This window comes from Rothia endophytica (genome assembly GCF_039543885.1).
GTDB classification, from domain to species: domain Bacteria; phylum Actinomycetota; class Actinomycetes; order Actinomycetales; family Micrococcaceae; genus Rothia; species Rothia endophytica.
Window position 1 is genome coordinate 79,277 of sequence record NZ_BAABKP010000006.1, and the last position, 25,129, is coordinate 104,405.

Sequence of the window (25,129 nt, forward strand, 5' to 3'; positions counted from 1 at the left end):
GCTTGGAGCGTTCCGTTCCAGCGCTTCAACCACCGCACGAGCATGAAGGGGAACCTATGAGCGGTAAAAACAGCCAAGACCCCATCGGGTCTATCAAGCGTACCGTGGGTAGACGTGGGTTTCTCACCGGGACTGTGGCAACCGGAGGTCTTGCTCTTTTAGGAGTGAGGTTGGCTTATCTGCAAGGGCTTGATCCGAATGGCTTGGCTGATGAGGCTCGCGAGAAGCGCATGCGTGAGCTCACGGTCCCCGCTCTACGCGGTGAGATTCTTGATATCAACGGGCATGTTATGGCCCGCAGCGTACAGCGCTATAACATCACGGTTGACCAAAGTGCCGTCGGCCCTTTTCGTCGCTACCAAGAGGGTAGCGACGAAGCAGTGGAGATGAGCCCCACCGAGCTAGTGTACGAGCTTGCCGACATCCTTCAAATGAGTGATACCGACGTTAAGAACGCTCTCGATGGTGATCTTAAGTACCGGATTATCAAGCAAAACGTAACTCCGGCTGTCTACAACAAGGTCCAGGCTCTGGGCGCGCCCTTTATCTACGGTGAGATTCTCTCTGACCGTAAGTACCCCAATGGTGAGGTCGCGGGGTCGGTCGTTGGCCGATTCAGCATCATTGAAGAGCCGGTTGCCCCCGATAGCACCGAAACCCGCACCCGTAACAACTCGGTGGGTATCGAACGCACCATGCACGAGCACCTGGCGGGTAGCGATGGTAAGCGTATCTATGAGATTTCAGCCGACGGTGTTCGCATCCCTATCGGTGATGAGCAGATGACCCCAGCGGTAGACGGCAAGAACGTTCGACTGACGATTAATCAGGACATTCAGTATTTTGCCCAGCAGGTTGTCAAAGCGCGTGCCAAAGAGCTGAAGGCTGAGTGGGGAACAGCTATCGTCATGGACGTGCGCGATGGCTCCTTGCTGGCTCTAGCAGATTCCTCAACCATGGACCCAGGTGCCGAGCGTTTTGAGTTGGCTGATATGAATTCCCGCGCTCTGAGCCAGGTCTTTGAACCCGGTTCCACTGAGAAAATTCTGACCACCGCCGCGGTCTTCGAAGAGGGGCTAGCTGAGCCTGAAACGGTTTATGACGTGCCAGCTCAGCTAGAAATCGAAGGGCAGACCATCACTGACGCCTTTACCCACCCCGCCCAGAAGCGCACCGTTGCAGGTATCATCGCTAACTCGATGAATACCGGAACAGTCATGATGGGTAGCGAACTCAGCCGCGAGCAGCGATATAATTGGCTCAAAAAATTTGGTATGGGTGAGTACACCGGCGTTGAACTAACCGGTGAGTCGCAGGGGCTCGTTGCTGACTGGCGAGAATGGGATATCCGCCAGCAGTACACGGTTCTCTTTGGTCAGGGCTTGGCACAAAGTGCGCTTCAAACCTCCCTCATTTTCCAGACGGTCGCTAACAAAGGCATCAAACTTAAGCCCCGAATTATTGATGCCATCATTGATACCGACGGCACCGAAGAAGTGCTTCCTGTAGCTGAAGGGCAGCGGGTAATTAGTGAAGAGACGGCGCGCAAGACCCTACAGGTCATGGAAGCTGTGGTCTATCAGGGCGGTGCTGAAGCAGCCCAGGTTGAAGGCTACAGGGTGGCAGGTAAGACCGGTACCGCTGAAAACGTAGGGGAAGGCTCTGCAGTCTATGACGGGTGGACCACATCCTTTGTTGGTGTTGCCCCCACCGAAAACCCTCGCTTCTTGGTGTCTGTTACCATGCATCGACCTAAAACTACGGCTTCTGCAGTTGGTCTTGCCGGCACAACGGCACAGTTCTCCCAAATCATGGAGAAAGTGTTGCATACCTATAAGGTGCCTCGATCGACCAGTGAACCTACTGAAACTCCCAAGTTTGCTGAGGGTCACGATGAAACCGGCTAAAGTAGACCGTGTTGAAGAACAGTTTTGAACGCCAGGCGGGCACTTCCGCTCTTACTGCTAACGGAGGGTGAACCAATGACCGAGAAGAAGAACCTCGTAGGTAATGCTCAAACCCTGCGCCCTGCGCAGGTCGCTGGTTGCACCCCTGCACAGGTGGTGCAGTGGTTGGCAGAGCAAGATCTCACCGCCCGCGAACTACAAGGCACTCGCGTCATAACCGGCCTCACTATGGACTCCCGAGAAGTTCAAGAGGGCGATCTCTACGTTGCACTGGGTGGGGCGAAAGCACACGGAGCTTCCTTTGTTGAAGCTGCCCTGAAGCTGGGCGCCTCGGCGCTGCTGACGGATGCTGAAGGGCTAGAAATCGCGCAAGCCAGCACTGATATACCCGATGACTTCGGCATTATCATCTGTGAAGACCTGCGCCGGGCAGTGGGGCCTCTGTCAGCGTGCATCTATAATTCTCAGCCTGATGACGGTAGCGCGCCCCGGCTCTTTGCCATGACAGGCACCAACGGTAAAACAACCTCCACCTACATGATTAATTCCATCATGAAGGCGCTGGACCACACGACCGGTCTGATCGGTACCATCGAGATTCTCGCCGGTGGGCAAGCTATTCCCTCAAAACTCACCACCCCCGAATCGCCCCACGTCCACTCCCTGATTGCACTCATGCGTGAGCAAAACATCACCGCAGCCGCGATGGAGGTTTCCTCGCATGCGCTGGATTACCGCAGGGTTGATGGGATCCGCTATGACATTTCAGGTTTTACCAATTTGACGCAGGATCACCTTGATCAGCACGGAACCATGCAGAGCTACTTTGAGTCTAAGGCAGAGCTCTTCACTCCTCAGCGCTCCCGCCGCGCCGTCATTACCGTTGACGATGAATGGGGCGAAAAAATGGCGCGGGGTGCCGCTGATGCGATGGGGGCAGAAAATGTTGTCCGCCTGACAACAGCTCACGGAGCCGGTCTGACTGCTCTGCCTGCTCATTGCGGGGCAGGGGACTGGGCACTGGTGGACGTCGCCCGGCATGGTATCGGGCATACCTTCACGGTGCAGCGCGGTGATGGCACTATGCTGACCACATCAACCCAGCTACCAGCTGACTTCAACGTCTCCAACGCTGCCCTGGCAGCAGTCATGGTTTATGAGAGTGCCAGTGATGGTGCAGAGCGCGAACTCATCAAAAAAGTTTTGGCTGACCCAGCAACAGTCACTCCCGTAGTCCCCGGTCGCATGCAGCTAATTTCCACGGCGCCCACTGCTCTGGTCGATTTCGCCCATAATCCCGACGCTCTCAAGCGGGCTTTGGAGGCCATTGAACCTGCTAGCTCTGAAGGCAAAATTATTATCGTCTTTGGAGCCACCGGTGAAAGGGATCAGACCAAGCGCCCCATCATGGGTGAGATTGCAGCCAGCTACGCAGATATTGTGGTGGTTACCGATGATGACCCACACGGTGAGGCGGCAGCCCCCATCCGCGAAGCTATAGTGGCTGGCGCCCTAGCAGCAGTTGAAGGCGGGGCCAGGGCTCGCCAGGTTCTTAACCTTGAGCCTCGCTCTCATGCAATTGCCGAAGCGATCAACCTGGCAGGCCCTGCCGATTCCATTCTGATTGCAGGGCGAGGGCACGAAGTGGCCCAGGATGTAGCAGGCACTGATATTGAACTTGATGACAGGGTTGAGACTGCAAAAGCACTAGAAGAAGCCGGTTTTGTCGTGCTTGAAGCCTACTCAACCGAGCGAAAGTAAAGCTAAAGGTAAACCTATGATTGAACTTTCAGCCCAAGAGATTTCTGAGGCAGTTGCAGGTACCCTACTCGGTGCTGCTACTGTAGCTGCGGACACCATTACCTGCACCTCGGCCACGACCGACTCGCGAGAGGCGAGCGCCAAGACTCTCTTCTTGGCCAAGCCCGGTGAAGTAACCGACGGGCACCATTACCTGCAACAAGCTTTCACCGCTGGAGCTACGCTGGCTTTAGTTGAACGTGAAGTGACCGCTGACAGCGGGGAGCTTTACCCCTCGGTCTTAGTAGACGACGTAGTCTTAGCCATGGGACGCCTCGCTGCTTACATCGTGAAGCGGCTGCGCGCTCGCGGAGAAATCACCGTGGTGGGTATTACCGGTTCAGCAGGTAAAACCACAACCAAAGATCTACTAGCCAGCATTTTTGGCGCCAAAGGTAAGACCGTCGCTCCCGTGGGGTCCTTCAACGGAGAAGTGGGCGTGCCCCTAACCGTCTTCAGGGCTGAGGAAGATACCCGTTACCTAGTCATCGAGATGGGTGCCGATCATGTGGGGAACATCAAATACCTCACCGATATGATCCAACCTGACTACGGCGTAGTGCTTAAAGTGGGCACAGCCCACGCTGGGGAGTTTGGCGGCGTCGATAATATCGAAGCAACTAAGGGCGAAATGGCAGAAGGTGTCCTTTCTGGCCTAGGACTTAATATCGACGACTACCGCGTGCGCCGCATGATTAACCGCGCGTCCGTACCCGTGACCTACTTCGGTGTAGAGGGGCAGGAAGCCGAGGTGACTACCAGCGTCAACCCGGGTGTCGAAGAAAAACGCATTGTGGCTGAAAATCTCACTACCGATGATGCCGGCTGCCCGCTCTTTACCCTAGTCTTTCCCTACGGTGAACGTGCCGAGATTCAGTCAAAGCTGATCGGTGAGCACCATGTCTACAACCTCCTTGCTGCAGCAACCGTGGCCTATAACTGCGGCGTTTTACCCGAGGAGATTGCTAAGGCAATGAACAGTGCGCAAGCTACCTCCAAATGGCGCATGCAGCGTACTGACCGTTCAGACGGCGTTACCATCATCAACGATGCCTATAACGCAAACCCGGAGTCCATGACCGCTGCTCTGCAAACTCTAGCCCAACTAGGGCGACTGCCCTCGACCAACCGCACCTGGGCTGTTTTGGGTGCCATGCTAGAGCTGGGGGAGCGTTCCCTCTTTGAGCATGATCGTATTGGTCAGCTCGCGGTTCGTATGAATATTTCAAAGCTTATCGCTGTAGGTGATGTTGCTAAACCCATCTACAACACGGCTCACCTTGAAGGTTCATGGGGTAATGAGGCAACCTGGGTAGCTACCCCCGAAGAGGCTTTCTCACTGCTTCACGGTGAGGTTCAGCCTGGGGATATCGTCCTCTTCAAGTCATCAAACGGTGCTGGCTTAGGGGCGCTGGGCCAGCGTGTCGCTGACTTCGAAGGCGACCTAACCCTCACCGATGAGACAACCGCCGCATCTTGGTTGAGCGCAGGTGACTTTGTGGGCACGCTAGACTCATTCAATGGTGAAGAAACTGACTCATCACCTTCAACTTCTACACACTCATAACCGGGAAGAAACAGACTCCGTATGATTTCCATTCTGTTGGCTGCAGCTTTCGGCTTGATCATCTCGATCGTCGGAACACCGATTTACACCAAATGGCTGGTGAAACAGCAGTTTGGCCAGTTCATCCGCGAAGATGGCCCTACCTCCCATCAGACCAAGCGAGGCACCCCCACCATGGGCGGTGTCATGATGATGCTGGCAACGGTGCTAGGTTTCTTCTTTTCCCTCTGGTTATCAGCAGCGATTTTTGGTACTTCCTGGGCAGCGTCCGCTTCAGTTTTGCTCGCCATGTTCCTCATGCTGGGCATGGCCGGTGTTGGCTTCATCGATGATTTTAAGAAAATCTGGAAGAAGCAGAGCGAAGGTCTGACCCCCAAGGGCAAGATTCTCTTACAGGGGCTGATCGGCACCCTCTTCGCGGCCGGCGCTCTCTTCTTCAAGGACGACCGCGGCTGGGCTCCTGCCTCCAGCAAAATTTCATTCACCAGGGATATCTCCTGGTTAGATCTAAGTTTTGCCGGCCCCATTGTTCTACTGCTTCTCTTCATTATTTGGGCTAACCTCATTGCCACCGCAACCACCAACGCTGTAAACCTCACTGACGGCCTCGACGGCTTGGCTACGGGAGCTGCAATTCTGGTCTTTAGCGGCTACCTGCTGATCTCTATGTGGCAACAGCAGCACCTCTGCACCCCTACCCCCATGGACACCGTCTGCTACGAGGTTCCTGCCTCCGGACAGATGGCCATGCTAGCGGCATCCCTCATCGGTGCTCTCATCGGCTTCCTCTGGTGGAACACCTCACCGGCAACCATCTTCATGGGGGACACCGGTTCGCTGGGCCTCGGCGGCGCCCTAGCTGCTTTTGCCATCATCACCCGCACCCAACTGCTTCTGCCCATTATCGCAGGGCTTTTCGTCATCATCGCTATCTCGGTCATCCTGCAGGTTGGCTACTTCAAAATAAGCGGCGGCAAGCGAATCTTCCGCATGGCGCCCCTGCAACACCACTTCGAACTAAAGGGCTGGGCAGAAGTTAACGTGGTCGTTCGCTTCTGGATTCTTGCCGGTCTTTTTGTTGCCGTATCCCTGGGCATCTTCTACGGTGACTGGCTCATGAGTAATGGAGGCTCCTTCTAATGAAGGCTAATAACGAAAACCCGGTCTATGCCTATGACCGCCTTGAGCAGTTGACCAGCTGGGATTCAGACTGGGCCGGGCTACGCGTCGTTGTAGCTGGTCTAGGCGTATCAGGTTTCGCTGCTGCTGATACCCTCATCGAACTGGGCGCTCGCGTTGTGGTGGTGGATGGTAACGACACCGAAGCCAACCAGACCAAAGCCACCACCTTGAGCATTGTGGGTGCAGCAAAGACCCTGCTGGGTGCAGGTTCCATGGACTCTCTGCCTCTGGTTGAAGGTCAGCCCGCCGAGCTAGTGGTGACCTCCCCAGGCCTACCACCGGCGCTGGGCATCCTGGCCGACGCCCGGGACCAAAAGATTCAAATTTGGGGCGACGTTGAGCTGGCCTGGCGCGTACGCGAACGCGAAGGACGCAAGACTGCCCAGTGGCTCTGCATCACCGGAACCAATGGCAAAACCACCACCGTGGGGATGACTGAATCCATCCTCCAGACCGCTGGCCACAAGGCCATCGCCGTGGGTAATGTAGGCACTCCCATTCTTGATGCCCTCCGTGACCCGGTGGAATATGACTTCTTTGCCGTTGAACTCTCCAGCTTTCAGCTGCACTGGACCTACTCTCTCTCACCCCTTGCCTCGGTGGTGCTGAATGTAGCTGAGGATCATGTGGACTGGCACGAGGGCTACGCAAACTACCTGGCCGACAAAGCCCGCGTGTACGAGAACACACAGGTTGCCTGCATCTTCAACGCCAACCAGGACGAAATCGTGCGCATGGTTGAAGAAGCTGATGTGGTTGAGGGCTGCCGAGCTATCGGTTTTTGGGCCGACACCCCCGCGTTATCAATGTTCGGTGTGGTTGATCGCCTGCTGGTCGACCGGGCTTTTTTGGATGACCGCCGCCATCAGGCCCTTGAAATCGCAGCTGTTTCTGATACCGGTCAGCTACCCACCAAGCACACCGTTGAGAATGCTCTGGCTGCTGCCGCGCTCACTCGAGCCGCCGGCATCAGCCCTGAACAGGTAAAAGCCGGCCTGCAAAACTATGAGCCCGGAGCTCACCGCATTCAGCTGGTTGCTAACACTCACGGGGTGCTGTGGGTCAATGACTCCAAAGCGACCAACCCCCACGCTGCCAACGCCTCACTGTCGTCCTTTAGCCCGGTCATCTGGGTTGCCGGAGGCCTATCAAAAGGCGTGACCTACGATGAGCTAGTTCAAAACCATAAGGACCGCCTCAAAGCGGTAGTGATGATAGGCACCGATACCGATGCCCTGCAGTCCGCACTGGACCGCCACGCACCCGAGGTGCCCGTCCACAACATGACGCAGAGTGTCCTGCTATCCAACCAGACAGACGGTGCAGCCGTCATGCAGTTGGCGGTCGCCAAAGCCCACGAGATTTCTGAACAGAATGATACCGTGCTGATGGCTCCTGCCGCGGCTTCTATGGATCAGTTTGCATCCTACGCTGATCGCGGTAACGCTTTCATCGATGCAGTGACAGACCTGGTCAATCAGATCAACTCATAGCTTGTGCTCACGGGGAGGGCTTCACACCTTGAGGCCCGCCCCCTGCATTTTAAGACCGCAACCAGAGAGCCTCTTCCTGAAAGAAGTGATGACACCGTGAGCCCCACTGCTACACCTACGCCGGGACCATCGAACGGTGGGCGGGTACGCCGCACAGCCCACTGGCTCAAAGAGCAGTGGGAGCAAGTTCAGCTGCGCCTGAGCTCAATGGTTCTGAGCGATGTGCCTCTGGTCCTTATCGGAACGGTGGTAGTGCTCACCGCATTCGGCATCATCATGGTGCTCTCGGCATCGAGCGTGGAGCAGATTTCAGCAGGTCTGCAGCCCTACGCTCAGGCGCGTTCTCAGGGCTTCTACGCCGTGCTGGGTCTGCTGGTTATGGTGGTGATAGGCTACTTCATTCCCGTGCGTCTTTACCGTAACCGTTTGACGCTGAACTTAGCCCTCGGGGCATGCGCTGTGCTGCTGCTGGCGGTTATCTTCGTGGGCGTCGAGGTCGGTGGTAATAAGAACTGGATTTCCCTGGGGGGTATTAGAATTCAGCCTTCAGAAATTGCCAAGCCGGTGATGATCCTATGGCTGGCGCTGGTCTTTTCACGGCAGGGACAGATTGACCGAGGGCGCCCTGCTCAAACCATCTTTAAGGCGCTCTTCCCTGCCGCCTTAGGGCTCATTACTATCGGGGGTCTGATTCTGGCAGGCCATGATTTGGGGACAGCGCTGATTTACGGTCTGTTCTTTTCCACCATGCTATTGGCGGCTAAACCTTCGCGTATTACGGTCGTATCGGCCTTCAGCATTCTAGGGTTCGCAGCTTTGGCTCTGGTAGTGATAAGCCCTAACCGTATCGAACGAATTCTCAATACCTTCGCTTTCTGGAGAGAGTGTGTGGAGGCATCCTGTGACCAGGCGAATTCTGGTTTAGCGGCTTTAGCCACCGGTGGCTTCTGGGGAGTCGGGCTGGGGCAGTCACGTCAGAAATACAACTACCTGCCCGAAGCTCATAATGACTACATTTTCGCCGTCATTGGTGAAGAGCTAGGGCTGCTGGGCAGTCTGTCGGTTCTGGTGCTCTACGGAGCGCTGATCTACTGTGCCATGCGCATTATTCTTCGATCCTCAGACCTGTTCATTCGCTTTGCCACCATTGGGCTAATAACCTGGCTGGTAGGGCAGGCCATGATGAACATCGCTATGGTCGTCGGGATGATGCCGGTGATCGGTGTACCACTTCCCTTCGTTTCCTATGGTGGGTCTTCACTAATCTCCTCCTTGATAGGTGCGGGTATTTTGATTGCTTTCGCGCGCCAAACCCCGCTTCAACCCATCATGGGGGAAGAGTCTAGAGTTGGTAACGGAAGCTCCGTGCAAAAGGACGCCGCTCGCCGGGTAAAACTTGGGCGGTTAGTGGCAGCTGAACAGGAGAAAATCTCAGCTGACCCCTCCAACTCGGGTTGGACTCTTGAAAAGTTCATACAGCGGTTCAACCTTGATAGGTTCGCCTCAGCCCTCGCCGGTAGTACTACGCCATCTGGGGCAAATGAGCACCAGTCTCGGCAGGTCAACTCGCGTCAGCAACACGGCGGTTCAGCCGACGCCGGTGCACGCCTGTCACCGAAGACTGCGCACCGCTCTGATGAACGTCTACTACCCGAAAGCATGAAAAACTCACGCGCTCCACGGCCAGCCGGTACTGCACCAGCCCACCCCTCTGCTCGCATCCAGCACGCTAAGCAGGGTAGTGAAGGGGAGCAGAACACTCGGGTCTCGAATGTAACCCCCTCAGCGCCTAACCCGCCTAAGGCGCAGCGAGAATCAGAACCCAAAATTCCTGCTGGCTTGCGTACTATCAAAAAAGCTCGTGAGGTTCCAGCAAGGGATTCTGAGGGCGGTCTATCGGGCGGTAAGACACCCCGCGAATAGTGCGCCGGGCGCTGAATGCGTAAACTGTAAGGCGTAAACAACCTTTTTCAGGGAGCGAATGAATGACCAAGGCACCAACCGTAGTGCTTGCAGGGGGCGGAACCGCCGGGCACATTAACCCGATGCTTGCTATAGCACGTGCGCTCAAGGACCAAGAACCCAGCGTCAGCATCATGACAGTAGGTACCGAAGGAAGCATGGAAGCAACCATGGTCCCTGCTGCTGGCTTTGAGATAAGCTTCATCCCCAAGGTTCCCTTTCCACGACGTCCAACCTTGGATGCGCTCAAATTTCCCCTCAAGTTTAAGCAATCACTGCATGCGGCGGAGACGATACTGACCGACAATTCAGCATCCGTTGTGGTTGGAGTCGGCGGTTACGTATGCACCCCTATGTACTTGGCTGCACACAAGCTTGGCCTACCGGTGGTGATCCACGAAGCCAACGCTAAGCCGGGTTTGGCTAATAAGGTTGGTGCCAAAAAAGCTGCTGTAGTAGCCACTGCCTTTCCTGATACCCCCATTAAGAACGCTCAGCTGGTGGGTATGCCAATGCGCCAGAACATTGCAGAGCTAGATCGAGTCACCGAAGCAACTGCGGCTCGCGAGCGGCTGGGGTTAGACCCTCACCTGCCAACCCTGGTAGTGACCGGTGGTTCGCTCGGCGCGCTCAGCCTTAATAAAACCATTGAAGAGATCGTCGATGATATCGCCGGGTGGGGCTTTCAGGTTCTCCACATCACGGGCCGAGATAAAGCACTGCGCACCTCGCAGGGTGAGATTCGTGAAGCGCCTGCCTACCATCAGGTTGAATTCATTACTTCCATGGAAGATGTCTATGCCGCTGCTGATCTGTTGATTGTGCGCTCAGGAGCTGCCACCGTCAGCGAAGTAGCTGCTGTGGGCGTTCCTGCTATCTTTGTGCCCCTACCCATCGGCAACGGAGAGCAGGCGTTGAACGCTAAGAGCCTGGTCGATGCCGGGGGAGGGCTGCTCGTTGCCGACGCTGACTTCACCGTAGACTGGTTCCGCCAGCATGTACCGGCTTTGCTCACCGACCACAAGAAACTTAAAGACATGGCTAGCACCTCGTACCAGCACGGTATTCGTGATGCTGCTGCTGTGATGGCCCGTAAAATACTGGAGGTAGCTCACTAATGAATGGCTCACTCATCAATCTTTCTATTGACCTTCCCGCTCCGCTGACCCCTCCCTTCCCCGAGCGTCCTGTGATGGAACAGCTGGGACACGTTCACTTCATCGGCATCGGTGGTGCCGGCATGAGTGCTGTTGCCCGGCTGATGCTGCAGGCGGGCATGACGGTCAGCGGTTCAGATAGGGTAGACGGAGCAGCCCTTGAATCCCTGAGGCAGCTAGGCGCCACCATTTACACCCCGCAGGCAGCCCAGAACATTACCGGTGCTCAGACGGTCGTCATCTCTACTGCTATTCGTGAAGATAACCCAGAGCTAGCTGCCGCGCGCGCTTCCGGTCTGCTGGTGCTCCACCGGTCAGAGGCGCTTGCGGCTACGATGCGGGACTCAAAGGTCATCGCTGTTGCTGGCACCCACGGTAAAACCACCACCAGTTCTATGATTTCGGTGATGATGTCAAGTCTTGAGCTTTCACCCTCATTTGCGGTTGGCTCAACTATCGCTGGCTTCGGTAGCAACGCCCACCTAGGGGCTGCAGGGCCGGAGAGTTGGTTTGTGGCTGAGGCAGATGAGTCTGACGGCTCCTTCGTGCGTTACCGCCCAGAAATTGCGGTGGTTACTAACGCTGAACCCGACCACCTGGATTTCTACGGTACCGCCGAACGGGTAACAGAAGCCTTCAACCGGTTCATTGGCTCAATGGCACCGGGTGGTGTACTTGTCACCTGCGCCGATGACGCCGGTGCCTCCCAGTTAGCACAGCGTGCACGCTCAGCAGGAGTAGACGTCGTCACCTACGGCGAAGCCTCCGAGGCCCAGGTACAGCTCACTGGAATCACCTCACACGGTACTGAATGCTCATCAAATCTGGTCTGGGACTTCACTGTGGGGCAGCAGAATTTCACCGGGCATATCACCCTCACTCTGCCGGTTCCGGGCGTCCACAACCAGCTCAACGCTACCGCAGGATTTATCTGTGCACTCATTGCGGGAGCCTCGCCTTCGGATGCGGTTCAAGCGCTCGGCACCTTTACCGGAACTGACCGCCGGTTTACTTTGCGCGGGGAAGCAGCCGGTGTGAAGGTCTTTGATGATTATGCCCACCATCCCACTGAAGTTCAGCGTGCTCTGGAGACGGGCAGGACCGTTGCAGCCGGGCACAACCTTTACGTGCTGTTCCAGCCCCACCTATTCTCCCGTACCAAAGAGTTTTCAACTGAGTTTGCCCGCTCTCTTTCACAGGCAGACCGGTCCTATGTGCTAGATATATATCCAGCTCGTGAGCAACCCATAGAGGGCGTCACCAGCCACCTCATTACAGATTCCGGGTACTCAGAGGTGCACTATGCACCAGATGCCCACGAGGCTGTCCGGTCAATGGTTGCTGCGGCTCTACCCGGTGACATCATAATGACGGTTGGCGCCGGTGATATTACCGCCTACGGCCAAGAGCTAGTCAACCAACTGCGTGCACGGGAAAGTTCTGTAGCCCAGTGAGCCACCCAAAAAAAAGCTCACCGGATCAGCACACCGACTCAAAGAAAAGTGGACGCCAGCGGACGCCATGGGTCCGTCTCAACTCTTCAAAGGTTGAGCAGCTGAACAGTGAGACAGACAATCTCGTTGATATCTCCACCAATAGCCGGTTTGCGCAGTGGAGGCGTGATTACGCCGAACAGGTCCACCTGGAAGATGCTGATAAAGAGAGCCAACTTACCGATCAGCAAAGCCAACCTCAACCGGCAAAAACCTCTCGCACTATTCGCCGATGGAAAGGTTGGGTCTACGGACTTGCAACGGTGATAGCTGTAGCTGCCCTGTTCGTAGGCGTGGTTTTTTTCTCCCCCCTCCTCGCTACTCGCACCATCACGGTGCAGGGGGCGTCCTTGCTTGACTCCTCCTATGTTAAGGATCAGCTGGTGCCCCTAGAGGGCGTACCGTTGACCAGAGTTACTGAAGATCAAGTCGCTGATTTAGTGGGCAACCAGGAGGTGCTCCGCGGTGTCAGCCTTGAAGCGAGACCACCTCACGAGCTGGTCGTCAAGCTTCATGAGCGCGTACCGGTTGCCGTGGTCAAAAGTGATGATGCTTATGTGCTCGTTGATGACGAAGGTAATCAGCTGCAAACTACCGAAACCTTAGAGAGCGCTGGGGTTCCTCTAGTTGATGGAGGAACGGACATCCTGGGTACGCCGGAATTTGCAACAGTAACGGGGGTTCTGGCAGCTTTACCAACGTCTATTTTGTCTCAGGTTTCTGAAGCGACTGCTGATTCAACGTCAACCATCAATTTGCAGATGGCTGATGGCACCCAAGTTATTTGGGGGGCACCCGATGAAAGTGAACTTAAGGCTAAGGTTTTGATGACCCTGATGGAATCGGTGGGCGCTGAGGGCGCCGTGACCGTCTATGACGTTTCAAGCCCGCTTGTTCCCACCGTCAAATAGTTAAACCTAAAGCTTAGATTAGATTTCAATCTTCGTATTTTCTGAAAAAGTAATGCTTGGGCCGACACTGAGGCGACAACCTGCCTATGAAGTTGATAATCTTTCATTGATTGAGTAAATAAAATGTTCCAATCTAACCTTTAAAGTAAAGGTTTAGATTTGTGTCTTAGAGTAAAAACAGTAGGGAATCCATGGATACATCAGCTCCCCAGAACTACCTGGCAGTTATCAAAGTAGTCGGTATCGGTGGCGGTGGCGTAAACGCCGTTAACCGTATGATTGAGGTCGGTCTGCGCGGTGTTGAGTTCATCGCTATCAACACTGATGCTCAGGCACTGCTTATGTCAGATGCGGATGTAAAGCTTGACGTGGGCCGTGAACTGACCCGCGGCCTTGGTGCTGGTGCTAACCCCGATGTTGGACGACAGGCCGCTGAAGACCACGAGCAGGAAATTGAAGAGGTGCTTAAGGGCGCCGATATGGTATTTGTAACCGCTGGTGAAGGTGGTGGCACCGGTACCGGTGGCGCACCCGTCGTCGCCCGCATTGCCCGTTCACTGGGCGCACTGACCATTGGTGTTGTGACCCGCCCCTTCACCTTTGAAGGCCGCCGTCGTTCAAACCAGGCAGAGACCGGTATCGCTGCTCTACGCGATGAAGTTGATACCCTCATCGTCATCCCCAACGACCGTCTGCTCTCCATCTCGGATCGCAACGTTTCCATGCTCGACGCCTTCAAGTCAGCTGACCAGGTTCTTCTCTCGGGCGTTCAGGGCATCACCGACCTCATCACCACCCCCGGGCTGATTAACCTTGACTTTGCAGACGTCAAGTCCGTCATGCAAGGTGCTGGTTCAGCTCTCATGGGCATTGGCTCAGCTTCCGGTGAAGACCGTGCCGTTAAGGCAGCCGAACTGGCGATTGCATCCCCTCTGCTCGAGGCATCCATCGACGGCGCTCACGGCGTTCTGCTGTCCATCCAGGGTGGTTCAGACCTGGGTCTCTTCGAAATCAACGAGGCAGCACGCCTGGTTCAGGAAGTTGCCCACCCCGACGCCAACATCATCTTTGGCGCCGTCATCGACGATGCCCTGGGCGATGAAGCACGCGTTACCGTGATTGCCGCTGGTTTTGATTCGGTTAACCCCGAAACTAACTCCAATAACACTAACGCAGCAGCCAACCAGGCAGCACGCACTCAGCAGAGCTTCGGAGGCGCATCCGCTCCCTCTTCAGCTTCACGCGGTTTCAGCGCCCCGGCTGCTAACACCTGGGAATCAAACAACAATGATGTTCCCACCAACGCTGGCTTTGACGTTGATTTGCCCCCCGTTGTTGAAGAGACGCCCGCTAACCGACGCGACACTCTGGATGTTCCCGACTTCCTGAAGTAGGGCATCGACCATCACAATTTGATGCGGTGGGGGTGAAGGCAAGATGTGCCTTCACCCCCACTTTTGCACGGTAGAGTTTTTAGCACATACCCTTGGTCTCAGAAAGCAAGTCAATGCACGATGTTTTGTACTCCCGCCACGCCGTTAGCACAGCTGATGGCAGTACAGTCCACCTGGGATTTACCTCCCGCGCGGCCGGTAATCTAGGCCTCCACGTGGGCGATAGCCCCGCTGAGGCAGTAGAACACAGAGCGGATCTTGAAGATGCTTTGCTGGGGTCCAGCACTGCCGTTGGCTTTATCTATCTAGAGCAGGTTCATGGAACGGTGGTGTGCGACGCTGATCAGGTGGTAGCAGAGCGACACACCAGAACCGGGGGTGAAGATGCAGCCCGTCAGCTGAGGTCCGCTGCGCCGGTGGCCGATGCCGCTGTCTCGTGTGACTCCCGTGCGCTGTCCGTTATGGTGGCAGACTGTATCCCTCTGGTTTTTGTAGGGGAGCATCGGGTAACCGGCTCACCGATTCTGGGGGTAGCGCACGCGGGGCGTCGGGGATTACTAGATGGCGTGATTGAAGCCACCGTTCAGGAGCTCCTTGCGCGGAGTGCAGAGAATATTCGAGTGTGGATTGGCCCTTCAATCTGCGGACGCTGTTATGAAGTGCCCGCCGATATGCACCGAGAATCAAGCCGCTTGCTACCGGAGGTTGCTTCTACCACCAGTTGGGGAACACCGGCTCTTGACCTCCCTGCGGGTGCCCACGCCGTCCTGCAGAAACTGCCTGCTGTCACTGAAGTGTCAGATGAGTTCAGCGCTTGTACGCTTGAAACAGAGCAACTGTTTTCCCACCGAGCCGTAGCACACGGCAGGGAAGCAGGCAGAATAGCTGGACTTGTATGGGTTGAGAAAGGATAGATCGGGGTCATCATGTTGATGTATTCAGAGGCACGTGCCAAGGAGTTATCACATCATCTTCAGGAGGTGCAGGCACAAATTGCTGTAGCCTCCCAGGATTTGAGCGCGGTGCGTGCTCGAACTTCTGCGCTGCCAGAACTTACGGTGGTCACTAAATTTTTTCCAGCGGAGGATGTAGCTGCCCTTTATGACATGGGTGTACGGTCGGTAGGAGAGAACCGTGACCAGGAGGCCGGCGGTAAGGCTACCCAGCTATCACTGCACGCTCATTCCGATGACCCCCTGCGCTGGTCTTTTATCGGACAACTGCAAACCAATAAAGCCAAGTCTGTTGTCAAATATGCGCATGAGGTTCAGTCGGTTGATCGCCTATCGTTAGCGGAGTCCTTGTCCAAGGCTTACCTTAACCAGCTCAAGCGATATGAGGCAGGGGAAGGACCGGCACCTGCCTCCCTGGCAAACGGTGGGCTAAAGTGTCTTATCCAGGTGGGTCTGAACCCCCAGGCTCCCTCGACTGCGGGCCAAGCCTCTTTGGGCGCCAGAGGTGGAGCATCTCCAGAAGATACCCTGGAACTGGCCCATCAGATCTCTCGTTTACCCGGACTCGTCTTAGGCGGAGTGATGGCGGTACCGCCACTGGATCAGAGCGCAGATGTAGCTTTTGAGCGTTTGTATAAAACCGCTGAAAAGCTATGGGGCGATTTCCCCGAGGCAAGAACTATTTCAGCGGGCATGAGTAGCGACCTTGAGGCAGCTATTCGGTGGGGGTCCACCAATGTGAGAGTAGGTTCTCACATCATGGGGAAAAGACCAATGCTGTGAAGTGAGGGCTAACCCGGTAAACTTAAACTGCTGGCCTCCCCTGAAATGGGGGTGCGTTTTGATAGCGTGAAAACCTAAGGATTGAAGAGGTAACGGTGTAACTACCCAGTGGTGGTTGCCTGTTGAAGGAGATAAATATGGCTCGTACCTTGCATCAGGCAATGGCTTACCTAGGGCTAGCAGAGAATGAGACCGAACGGTCTCAACAGGCTTCTAGAAGGTTAGAACCTGTCTATGAAGAGACCGTATTCGAAGCAGATGATACCTACCAGCCCTTCGACGACGAGGTTGTCTACGAGGAGCCCCAGGCAGAAACCTCGGTGACAGATGACCGCGATGTTTTGCTGGGAACCCTCGGTAACTCTCGATCGGGGAGGCCCTCAGAGTCAGATGACCTGCATGCGCCGTTCCAAAGCTCTGCCGCGTCCTCACTCTCCGCGGATAACTACCGCGGCCAAGACCAGTCCTCTGCTCATTCTGCTCCTGTCGAGCGACCTGCCAACCGTTATACCCCCAACGAAAGCGACGAAGAATTGCGCCGTATCACCACCATCCACCCTCGTTCTTACAACGATGCCAAAATCATCGGTGAATCCTTCCGCGAGAACATTCCTGTCATTATGAATGTGACCGATATGGGAGATACCGACGCTAAGCGTCTGGTTGATTTTTCAGCTGGCTTGGCTTTCGCCTTGCACGGTTCAATTGAGAGGGTTACCGATAAGGTCTTCTTGCTGACTCCGGCGAACCTAGAGGTCCTGGGTGCCGAAGGTACTGAGATTCCGGTTGCTTTGGACAGTGATGACAGCAACCTCTTCAATCAGGTTTAATTGAAGTAGTTTTTCGTGGGTTATATTTTTGCTTTTCTAACAATCGCAGTTTATTTGCTGATTGTGGTATTTATGGCACGCTTAGTGCTTGACTGGATTCAGATGTTTGCAAGATACTGGCGCCCTCAAGGGGTTATGCTGATTCTTGTGTCCTTTGTCTACGGTGTGACGGACCCTCCTATGAACCTTGCGAGGCGCTATATCAAGCCACTTCGTTTGGGTGGTGTATCACTTGACTTAGGTTTTATGATTTTGCTTATCGGTCTGTTTATTCTGCAAACCGTACTTATGTCCTTGACTGTTCGTACCTCATAAGGCACAGCGCTTTTCTGCCCTTTTGAAAGGTGATAAGAACACGAGATTACTTTCAAAGTCAAGGATCTAAGCGTGATGATTAGCTCATGGGGGGTGCCAGTCTCTATTCTTGCAACCGTTCCACACAGCATGTAGTTTATTGTTGTAGTAAGGGGAACTACCGGCTTTACTGACTCGTACCAAGTAGAGCTAGCTTCACTTTCATCAATATTCATGGTTCAAAAATTTATAAAAATTTGAGAATTCGATGAAGTTCACCTACCAATAGTTTGGTGGTGAGATGAATGAGAAGTGCGAAAACATAGAATTAGAGGTGAACTACCGTGGCACTTACGCCTGAGGAAGTTATCAACAAAAGGTTTCAGCCAACCAAGTTTAAAGAGGGATACAACCCCGAAGAGGTTGACGATTTTCTCGATGAAATTGTAATCGAGTTACGCCGTTTGAACGCTGAAAATAGTAGCCTTAAGGATCAGCTTGAAGAAGTAGAATCTCCAGCCTCCACAGCTCCTGCATCAAGTGATGTTCCTGAAACTGCTCCCGAGACAGGGGTATCGCACGCTACTTCTTCCGACGCTGCTGGTCTTTTAGCCCTGGCTCAGAAGGTTCACGATGATTATGTCATCGAAGGTAAGCGAGAGCGCGAACGCCTTATTGTAGAGGGCCGCGAAGAGGCTACCATCTTGGTATCTACCGCTCGCGATGAGTCAGACCAGGTTCTGGGCGAGCTCGAGCAGGCTAGGGTTGAACTTGAGCAGTCTGTAGATCAGCTGCGTAGCTTTGAGAGCAACTACCGTTCTTCACTGCGCACCTATATTGCTGACCAGCTGTCGGCTTTGGAACAGAGCCCTCACCTTGAACCCCTGGATACTCCTTCTCCTCTAACAGACCAGCAGGCTCTGGATTTGGAATCAGACCAAGAGCAATAAGGCTTTCCCGGCTCAAGAGTCAGTTGTAAATTAGTGCTGTTCTCAATTCCTGCTCAGGCGGCAACCAACTAAGGTTGCTGCCTGAGATGTTTAAGATACTAAGATACTGCACCTCGTGCGACCTGCGATCGATAAGCGATAAGCTAGAGGCTGATTAAGAATCAAAGGATGACGAAAGGGTGCCGTGACAGAGGTCCAGCAAAAAATTACCGCTTTGACTCCGGTTAGACGAGTGAGCGGAGTCAAAAAGTTCGTGCTCGCTGCTTTTCTCTTCCTTCTGGTCTATGGCGCTGATCAAATCATTAAACATGTTGTTGAAACCACTATGTATGTGGGCCAGTCCATCCCTGTGATTGATGGTTTGCTGTGGTGGCGCTACTACCTCAACCCCGGAGCGGCTTTCTCCATGGGGGAGAGCACCACCTGGATTTTCACCATTATTTCTACCCTGGGCGCTCTCGTCTGCGCGGTACTGATTGCACGTGCGCGTTCTTTGGCGTGGACGGTATGGTTGGCAGTTTTGATGGGCGGCATCGTGGGTAACCTCCATGACCGTCTCTTCCGCGCACCTGGCTTTGGAATTGGGCACGTAGTGGACTACATCTCAGTTCCCAACTTTGCCATCTTTAATCTAGCTGATTCAGCCATTTGCGTTTCTATGGGCGTCATTGTCCTACTGACCTTTTGGGGGATCAGAATGGACGGCAACCGTGAAGTGAGCGCCAAAAAAATTGCTGTTAAAGAGGAGGAGTAAGTCGTGAGTGAACGCATCATTATCGAACATACCGTTGAGACCACTCAGGGAGCCATGCGACTGGATGCACTGCTGGCCGAAATCTCTGGCCATGCCCGCACCACGGTGAGCGGCTGGATCAAGAACGGTGAGGTCACCGCTGTTGCTGCTAACGGGCGTCCCCTTAAAACGAAAGCTTCATCTAAGGTTTCCGAGGGCGATAAGGTTTCGGTGGACGGCACCCCGCCCAGGGACTTGACCCAGATTGAAGCCGAACAGGTAGATGGTTTTAGCATTGTCTACGAGGATGATGACATTGTGGTGGTTGATAAGCCAACCGGTGTAGCAGCCCACCCCTCCATGGGTTGGCACGGCCCTACTGTGGTCGGAGCACTCAAACATGCCGGGGTTGAGATTGCCACCAGCGGTGCTGCCGAACGTAAGGGCATTGTGCATCGCTTGGACGTAGGCACCTCCGGTCTTATGGTGGTGACTAAGAACGAAAAGGCTTACACGGTCATGAAGAATGCCTTCAAGGACCGCACCGTCACCAAGGTTTATCACACCCTGATTCAGGGGCTACCAGACCCGGTCAAGGGCACCATTGATGCCCCCATCGGTCGCCACCCCGGCAGCGAATGGAAGTTCGCGGTGAACGAGGACGGTAAGCCCGCCGTTACCCACTACGAGCTGATTGAAGCCTTTGGCCCGGCGTCCCTGGTTGAAGTGCACCTTGAAACCGGGCGCACCCACCAGATCCGTGTTCACTTCTCGGCCCTGCGCCACCCCTGCGCCGGTGACCTGACCTACGGGGCTGACCCCATGATTTCAGCCAACCTGGGTCTGACTCGACAGTGGCTACACGCCCACAAGCTGGGCTTTGACCATCCCAGCACCGGCGACTACGTTGAATTTGAGAGCCCCTACCCAGCTGACCTGCAGTTCGCTCTAGACTCTCTGGCAGACGGCAACTTCTAAAGCACACCCAACCGGCACCTTGCACCGAACAGGAAACCCTCGTGGCTAATAACGACTTCACCCACCTGCACGTTCATACCGAGTACTCCATGCTAGATGGTGCTGCCCGACTAGGAGACCTCTTTAGCCACTCCAAAGAGCTGGGCATGAACGCCCTGGCAACTACCGACCACGGCTTCCTCTTTGGTGCCTTTGACTTCTGGAACAAGGCCACCCAGGCTGGGGTCAAGCCCATTATCGGAGTTGAGGCCTACCTGACCCCCGGTACCGCGCGTCAGGACCGCACCCGCGTCAAGTTTGCAGATGGCGGACGCGATGATGTCTCCGGTGGCGGTGCTTATACCCATATGACGATGTGGGCAGAGACCACCGAGGGCATGCACAATATGTTCCGTGCATCCTCTCTGGCCTCCTTGGAAGGTCAGCTCTATAAGCCTCGTATGGACCGTGACCTGTTGCAGACCTACGGCAAGGGCATTATTGCAACCACCGGTTGCCCCTCGGGTGAAGTGCAGACCCGCCTGCGTCTGGGGCAGTACAAGGAGGCCGTGCAGGCTGCCAGCGACTTCCGGGATATCTTTGGCAAAGAGAACTTCTACTGCGAAATTATGGACCACGGGCTGTCCATCGAAAAGCAGGTCATGACCGATCTCATCAAGCTCTCCAAGGAGCTAGAGCTACCCCTGGTTGCTACCAACGATCTGCACTACACTCATGCAGAGGACGCCAAGGCCCACGCCGCCTTGCTCTGCGTCCAGTCCGGTTCAACCCTGCAGGACCCCAAGCGCTTCAAATTCGATGCCGATGACTTCTACCTCAAATCCCCGGCTGAGATGCGTGAGCTCTTCCGCGACTTCCCTGATGCCTGCGATAACACCATGGAAATCGCTGAGCGCTGCCACGTTGAATTCAATACCAAAGCCAACTACATGCCCAACTTCCCCGTCCCCGCAGGAGAGAACGAGGAATCCTGGTTCGTCAAAGAAGTTGAACGGGGCCTGCACTACCGCTTCCCCAAAGGCATCCCCGATGACGTCCGCAAACAGGCTGAATACGAAGTCGGCATCATCTCGCAGATGGGCTTTCCCGGCTACTTCCTGGTGGTTGCCGACTTCATCAACTGGGCGAAAGAACAGGGCATCCGCGTAGGCCCGGGTCGAGGCTCGGGTGCAGGTTCGATGGTTGCTTACGCCATGCGTATCACCGACCTCAACCCCCTTGAACATGATCTGATCTTCGAACGATTCCTCAACCCCGACCGCGTTTCCATGCCCGACTTCGATGTGGACTTCGATGATCGCCGCCGCTCCGAGGTGATTCACTACGTGACCGAGAAGTACGGTGAAGACAAGGTGGCAATGATCGTCACCTACGGCACCATCAAGGCGAAACAGGCGCTGAAAGACTCTTCCCGCGTCCTGGGCTACCCCTTCTCTACCGGTGAGCGCCTGACTAAGGCCATGCCGGATGACGTCATGGGTAAGAACATCGCTCTCGCCAATGTGTACAACCCCGAGGATAAGCGCTACCAGGATGCCGGAGATCTGCGTGAACTCATCGAAACCGACCCCGACTCAGCCAAGGTCTTTGAAACCGCTAAGGGCCTTGAGGGGCTAAAGCGCCAGTGGGGCGTGCACGCGGCGGGCGTCATTATGTCCAGCCACAACCTCATCGACGTTATCCCCATTATGCGCCGTGAGCAGGACGGGCAGGTTATCACTCAGTTTGATTACCCCACCTGTGAGGGCCTGGGGCTGATTAAGATGGACTTCTTGGGTCTGCGTAACCTGACTATCATTTCTGATGCCCTTGAGAACATCAAAATGAACCGCGATCAAGAGATTGATCTGGAAACCTTGGAAATCGACGACGCGGAATCCTACAAGCTGCTGGCACGAGGGGACACCCTGGGTGTCTTCCAGCTCGATGGCGGACCTATGCGTCAGCTACTCAAGCTCATGCAGCCGGATCACTTCGAGCACATTTCCGCGGTGCTCGCACTCTACCGCCCCGGCCCTATGGGCGCTAACTCCCACACCAACTACGCCCTGCGTAAGAACGGTTTGCAGGACGTTACCCCCATTCACCCTGAGCTCGAAGAGCCCCTGGCTGAAATCTTGGATACCACCTACGGCCTGATTGTCTACCAGGAGCAGGTTATGGCGATCGCACAGAAGGTAGCGGGCTACTCGCTGGGCGAAGCGGATATTCTGCGCCGAGCCATGGGTAAGAAGAAGAAGGAAGAGCTGGATAAGCAGTACGCTACCTTCCATCAGGGCATGCTAGATAACGGCTATTCCGAAGGCGCTGTGAAAGCTCTCTGGGATATTCTGCTGCCCTTCTCTGACTACGCCTTTAACAAGGCGCACACTGCAGCTTACGGTCTGGTCTCCTACTGGACTGCCTACCTCAAAGCTCACTTCCCGCAAGAATACATGGCAGCACTGCTGACCAGCGTGGGCGATGATAAGGATAAATTAGCGCTCTACCTCAACGAGTGTCGTCACATGAAAATCACGGTGCTCCCGCCCGATGTCAACGAATCGGCCTTGAACTTCACCCCTGTTGGGAAGGACATCCGTTTCGGTATGGGCGCTATTCGCAACGTGGGTGCCAACGTGGTCTCAGCTATGGTATCCACTCGCGAAGAGAAGGGCCGTTATGAGTCCTTCCACGACTTCCTCAGCAAGGTGCCCGTGGTGGTCTGCAACAAGCGCACCGTGGACTCCCTCATTAAAGCTGGTGCCTTCGACTCGCTGGGGCATGACCGCCGCCCGCTGTCCATGATTCACGAAGAAGCCATTGACGCCACCGTTTCGGTCAAGCGTCAGGAGGCAGCCGGCCAGTTTGACCTCTTCGGGGGTCTGGGCGGTGAAGACGATAACCCGGTAGGCGACTTCACCGTCGCCATCCCGGACGTACCCGAATGGGAAAAGCGCGACAAACTCAACTTTGAACGCGAAATGCTGGGCCTCTACGTTTCAGATCACCCCCTGCGCGGGCTAGAAGAGGCGCTCGATGCTCTCTCAGACTCGACAATCCAAGGACTACTCTCAGAGGATTCGGTCAAGCCCGATGGGGCTATCGTGACCGTTGCCGGCATGATTACTTCGGTCTCTCGCCGCATCGCCAAGCAGTCCGGTAACCCCTATGCCCGACTGGAGCTAGAAGATCGCACCGGCTCCATTGAGGTCATGTTCTTTGGCCGCGCCTATGAGCCGATTGCCGGCGTCCTCTCTGAGGATCTTATCTGTACCATCAAGGGCCGTCTGCAGCGCCGCGATGACGGTTCGGTGACCCTCAGCGCTCAGGAGCTACACATCCCCGAAATTTCGGCAGATGGCACGGGTGGGCCGGTCACCATTGTTATTCCCGAGTACAAGGCGACCGAGGAAACCTTGGGGCAGCTACGCGATATTCTGAAGAATCACCGCGGTGAATCAGAGGTACGCATTGCCATGACCACTCGCACCAAGAAATTGCTGCTGCGCCTGGCACCTGACCTGCGCGTCACCCCCAACCCCGCACTTTTTGGCGACCTCAAGGTGCTACTGGGCCCAGCCTGCCTCGATAGCTAGCCATAGTCGTAGGAGCAAAGTAGGGTAGAGCTTCGGTTGTAAAGCCATAAAGGGCTTTACAACCGGAGACTAAAAATCAGCTGGATTATATAGGTCAAACGATGATTCAGCGTGATGTTGTCTTGATGGGGTCAAGATAAAACAGGCAGGAATTTTGATCAAAGGATTCAATTTCTGCTTCAAAATGTAAATTTTGCCCCACATAAATACTCTCTGCAGGGTCATCCGCTGGAAAATGCATAGAGACAGCGGGTTGAACTTCTTCGAACTTAAAATATGGTCCTTTTTGTGATGTTTCACTAAAGTTGCCAGGTGAGATAAGCACGTCCACAACCGTCCTGTATCCCTCAAGTTTTAAGATGTTCACGATAAATCCATCAAAGCTAACTGTTCCCCCATCATATGTTGATGCAAAATCCTTGATAAGTGGACTGCACTCAGATTTTTCATTTAAAATTTCTGCGAATTCAGGATTATTTTCCGCGGTGATGATTCCCAGACTGCTTGGCGATGGAGTGGGAAAGGCACTAGCTTCTGAACGCTCTGAAGGAATTGTACTGGCTGGAGCCATTGAATCTGGAGCGGTGAAAGCGCGTGTATTGGAAGGTGAAGGTGTGCTGCTTTGGGAGTGTGGCGCCGCAACGGATTCTTCTTCGTCGGGTCGTTCTTCTAGTACTGATTGGATTCCGGCCGTAGCGAGTAAAGCTACTGTGGCTATTGCCGCTGGAATGGCAATCTTCATGTTGATGGGTTTTACAGGTTTACGGAAGTGCAACGTTGTTTGAAGTTTCCCGTCAACGACCTCTGTTAGCTCCCAACCGTCTGCCTCCATTTTTCTGATAGTAGACTCTTTTTTGAGTTTTAGGGTTGTTAGCTTCTGACTACGGTATTTAGTTGTAGCGTTATTTTTCATATTTGTGCCTTTATTAAGGAAACCAGACTTCAACAAATTAGGAGCATTGCCTAGTATCGACTTCTCGGTTCAGGCTAACACTCTGCAACTACATGATTCTTCATAATAATACGTTGGCATTTACTGAGGCTTATTCAAAAGTCCCACCCCCAGCCAAAAACACCAACCCCCGCACCACCGCAAACACCCGCCCATACAACCCCAACGGCCGCCTAAACCCCGTATGAAGAATCCGCCAAGTCTTGATGTGA

At 54.7% G+C, this 25,129-nt stretch carries 19 protein-coding genes; 18 read left to right on the forward strand and 1 reads right to left on the reverse strand.

Annotation, left to right across the window (positions count from 1 at the left end):
- The first annotated feature begins 56 nt into the window (after positions 1-56).
- From ABD982_RS10325 to dnaE, 18 genes are all read left to right on the forward strand, one after another.
- Positions 57-1,907, forward strand: a complete 1,851-nt coding sequence (locus ABD982_RS10325) for a peptidoglycan D,D-transpeptidase FtsI family protein (RefSeq protein ID WP_251379781.1) — start codon at positions 57-59, stop codon at positions 1,905-1,907.
- Positions 1,908-1,982: 75 nt separating this feature from the next.
- A complete protein-coding gene (locus tag ABD982_RS10330; protein WP_345447248.1) occupies positions 1,983-3,668 on the forward strand; it encodes a Mur ligase family protein in 1,686 nt (561 codons plus the stop codon).
- Positions 3,669-3,684: 16 nt separating this feature from the next.
- Complete coding sequence (locus ABD982_RS10335; RefSeq protein WP_345447249.1) at positions 3,685-5,274, forward strand: UDP-N-acetylmuramoyl-tripeptide--D-alanyl-D-alanine ligase; 1,590 nt, start codon at positions 3,685-3,687, stop codon at positions 5,272-5,274.
- A gap of 21 nt (positions 5,275-5,295) precedes the next feature.
- Complete coding sequence (gene mraY / locus ABD982_RS10340) at positions 5,296-6,414, forward strand: phospho-N-acetylmuramoyl-pentapeptide-transferase (RefSeq protein ID WP_345447251.1); 1,119 nt, start codon at positions 5,296-5,298, stop codon at positions 6,412-6,414.
- Complete coding sequence (gene murD / locus ABD982_RS10345) at positions 6,414-7,949, forward strand: UDP-N-acetylmuramoyl-L-alanine--D-glutamate ligase (RefSeq protein WP_345447253.1); 1,536 nt, start codon at positions 6,414-6,416, stop codon at positions 7,947-7,949. Before mraY ends, murD begins: the two co-directional genes overlap by 1 nt.
- A 96-nt stretch (positions 7,950-8,045) precedes the next feature.
- Positions 8,046-9,872 (forward strand): FtsW/RodA/SpoVE family cell cycle protein, encoded by a 1,827-nt coding sequence (locus ABD982_RS10350; RefSeq protein WP_345447256.1) that lies wholly within the window; start codon positions 8,046-8,048, stop codon positions 9,870-9,872.
- Positions 9,873-9,934: 62 nt separating this feature from the next.
- Positions 9,935-11,029: an undecaprenyldiphospho-muramoylpentapeptide beta-N-acetylglucosaminyltransferase gene (gene murG, locus ABD982_RS10355; RefSeq protein WP_345447259.1), complete on the forward strand. Its 1,095-nt coding sequence runs from the start codon at positions 9,935-9,937 to the stop codon at positions 11,027-11,029.
- A complete protein-coding gene (murC, locus tag ABD982_RS10360; RefSeq protein ID WP_345447262.1) occupies positions 11,029-12,522 on the forward strand; it encodes a UDP-N-acetylmuramate--L-alanine ligase in 1,494 nt (497 codons plus the stop codon). The genes murG and murC overlap by 1 nt, the downstream gene beginning before the upstream one ends.
- Positions 12,519-13,472: a cell division protein FtsQ/DivIB gene (locus ABD982_RS10365; RefSeq protein ID WP_345447265.1), complete on the forward strand. Its 954-nt coding sequence runs from the start codon at positions 12,519-12,521 to the stop codon at positions 13,470-13,472. The genes murC and ABD982_RS10365 overlap by 4 nt, the downstream gene beginning before the upstream one ends.
- A 191-nt stretch (positions 13,473-13,663) precedes the next feature.
- Positions 13,664-14,866 carry a cell division protein FtsZ gene (gene ftsZ, locus ABD982_RS10370; protein ID WP_251379790.1) on the forward strand — a complete coding sequence of 401 codons (1,203 nt, stop codon included), beginning with the start codon at positions 13,664-13,666 and terminating at the stop codon, positions 14,864-14,866.
- Positions 14,867-14,979: 113 nt separating this feature from the next.
- A complete protein-coding gene (locus ABD982_RS10375) occupies positions 14,980-15,780 on the forward strand; it encodes a purine nucleoside phosphorylase YfiH/LACC1 family protein (protein WP_345447269.1) in 801 nt (266 codons plus the stop codon).
- 12 nt (positions 15,781-15,792) lie between these two features.
- Complete coding sequence (locus tag ABD982_RS10380) at positions 15,793-16,602, forward strand: YggS family pyridoxal phosphate-dependent enzyme (RefSeq protein ID WP_345447272.1); 810 nt, start codon at positions 15,793-15,795, stop codon at positions 16,600-16,602.
- Positions 16,603-16,739: 137 nt separating this feature from the next.
- Positions 16,740-17,432 carry a cell division protein SepF gene (locus ABD982_RS10385; RefSeq protein ID WP_345447275.1) on the forward strand — a complete coding sequence of 231 codons (693 nt, stop codon included), beginning with the start codon at positions 16,740-16,742 and terminating at the stop codon, positions 17,430-17,432.
- 15 nt (positions 17,433-17,447) lie between these two features.
- Entirely contained in the window at positions 17,448-17,747 is a 300-nt protein-coding gene (locus ABD982_RS10390) for a YggT family protein (RefSeq protein WP_345447278.1), read from the forward strand.
- A gap of 323 nt (positions 17,748-18,070) precedes the next feature.
- Positions 18,071-18,676: a DivIVA domain-containing protein gene (locus tag ABD982_RS10395; RefSeq protein ID WP_345447281.1), complete on the forward strand. Its 606-nt coding sequence runs from the start codon at positions 18,071-18,073 to the stop codon at positions 18,674-18,676.
- A 184-nt stretch (positions 18,677-18,860) separates the two neighbouring features.
- Entirely contained in the window at positions 18,861-19,430 is a 570-nt protein-coding gene (gene lspA / locus ABD982_RS10400) for a signal peptidase II (protein WP_345447284.1), read from the forward strand.
- A gap of 54 nt (positions 19,431-19,484) precedes the next feature.
- Positions 19,485-20,387, forward strand: a complete 903-nt coding sequence (locus tag ABD982_RS10405; RefSeq protein WP_345447301.1) for an RluA family pseudouridine synthase — start codon at positions 19,485-19,487, stop codon at positions 20,385-20,387.
- Positions 20,388-20,428: 41 nt separating this feature from the next.
- Complete coding sequence (gene dnaE, locus ABD982_RS10410) at positions 20,429-23,965, forward strand: DNA polymerase III subunit alpha (RefSeq protein ID WP_345447287.1); 3,537 nt, start codon at positions 20,429-20,431, stop codon at positions 23,963-23,965.
- A 106-nt stretch (positions 23,966-24,071) separates the two neighbouring features.
- Here dnaE and ABD982_RS10415 read toward each other — a convergent pair whose 3' ends face one another.
- Entirely contained in the window at positions 24,072-24,878 is an 807-nt protein-coding gene (locus tag ABD982_RS10415) for a DUF4839 domain-containing protein (RefSeq protein ID WP_345447290.1), read from the reverse strand.
- Positions 24,879-25,129 lie beyond the last annotated feature (251 nt).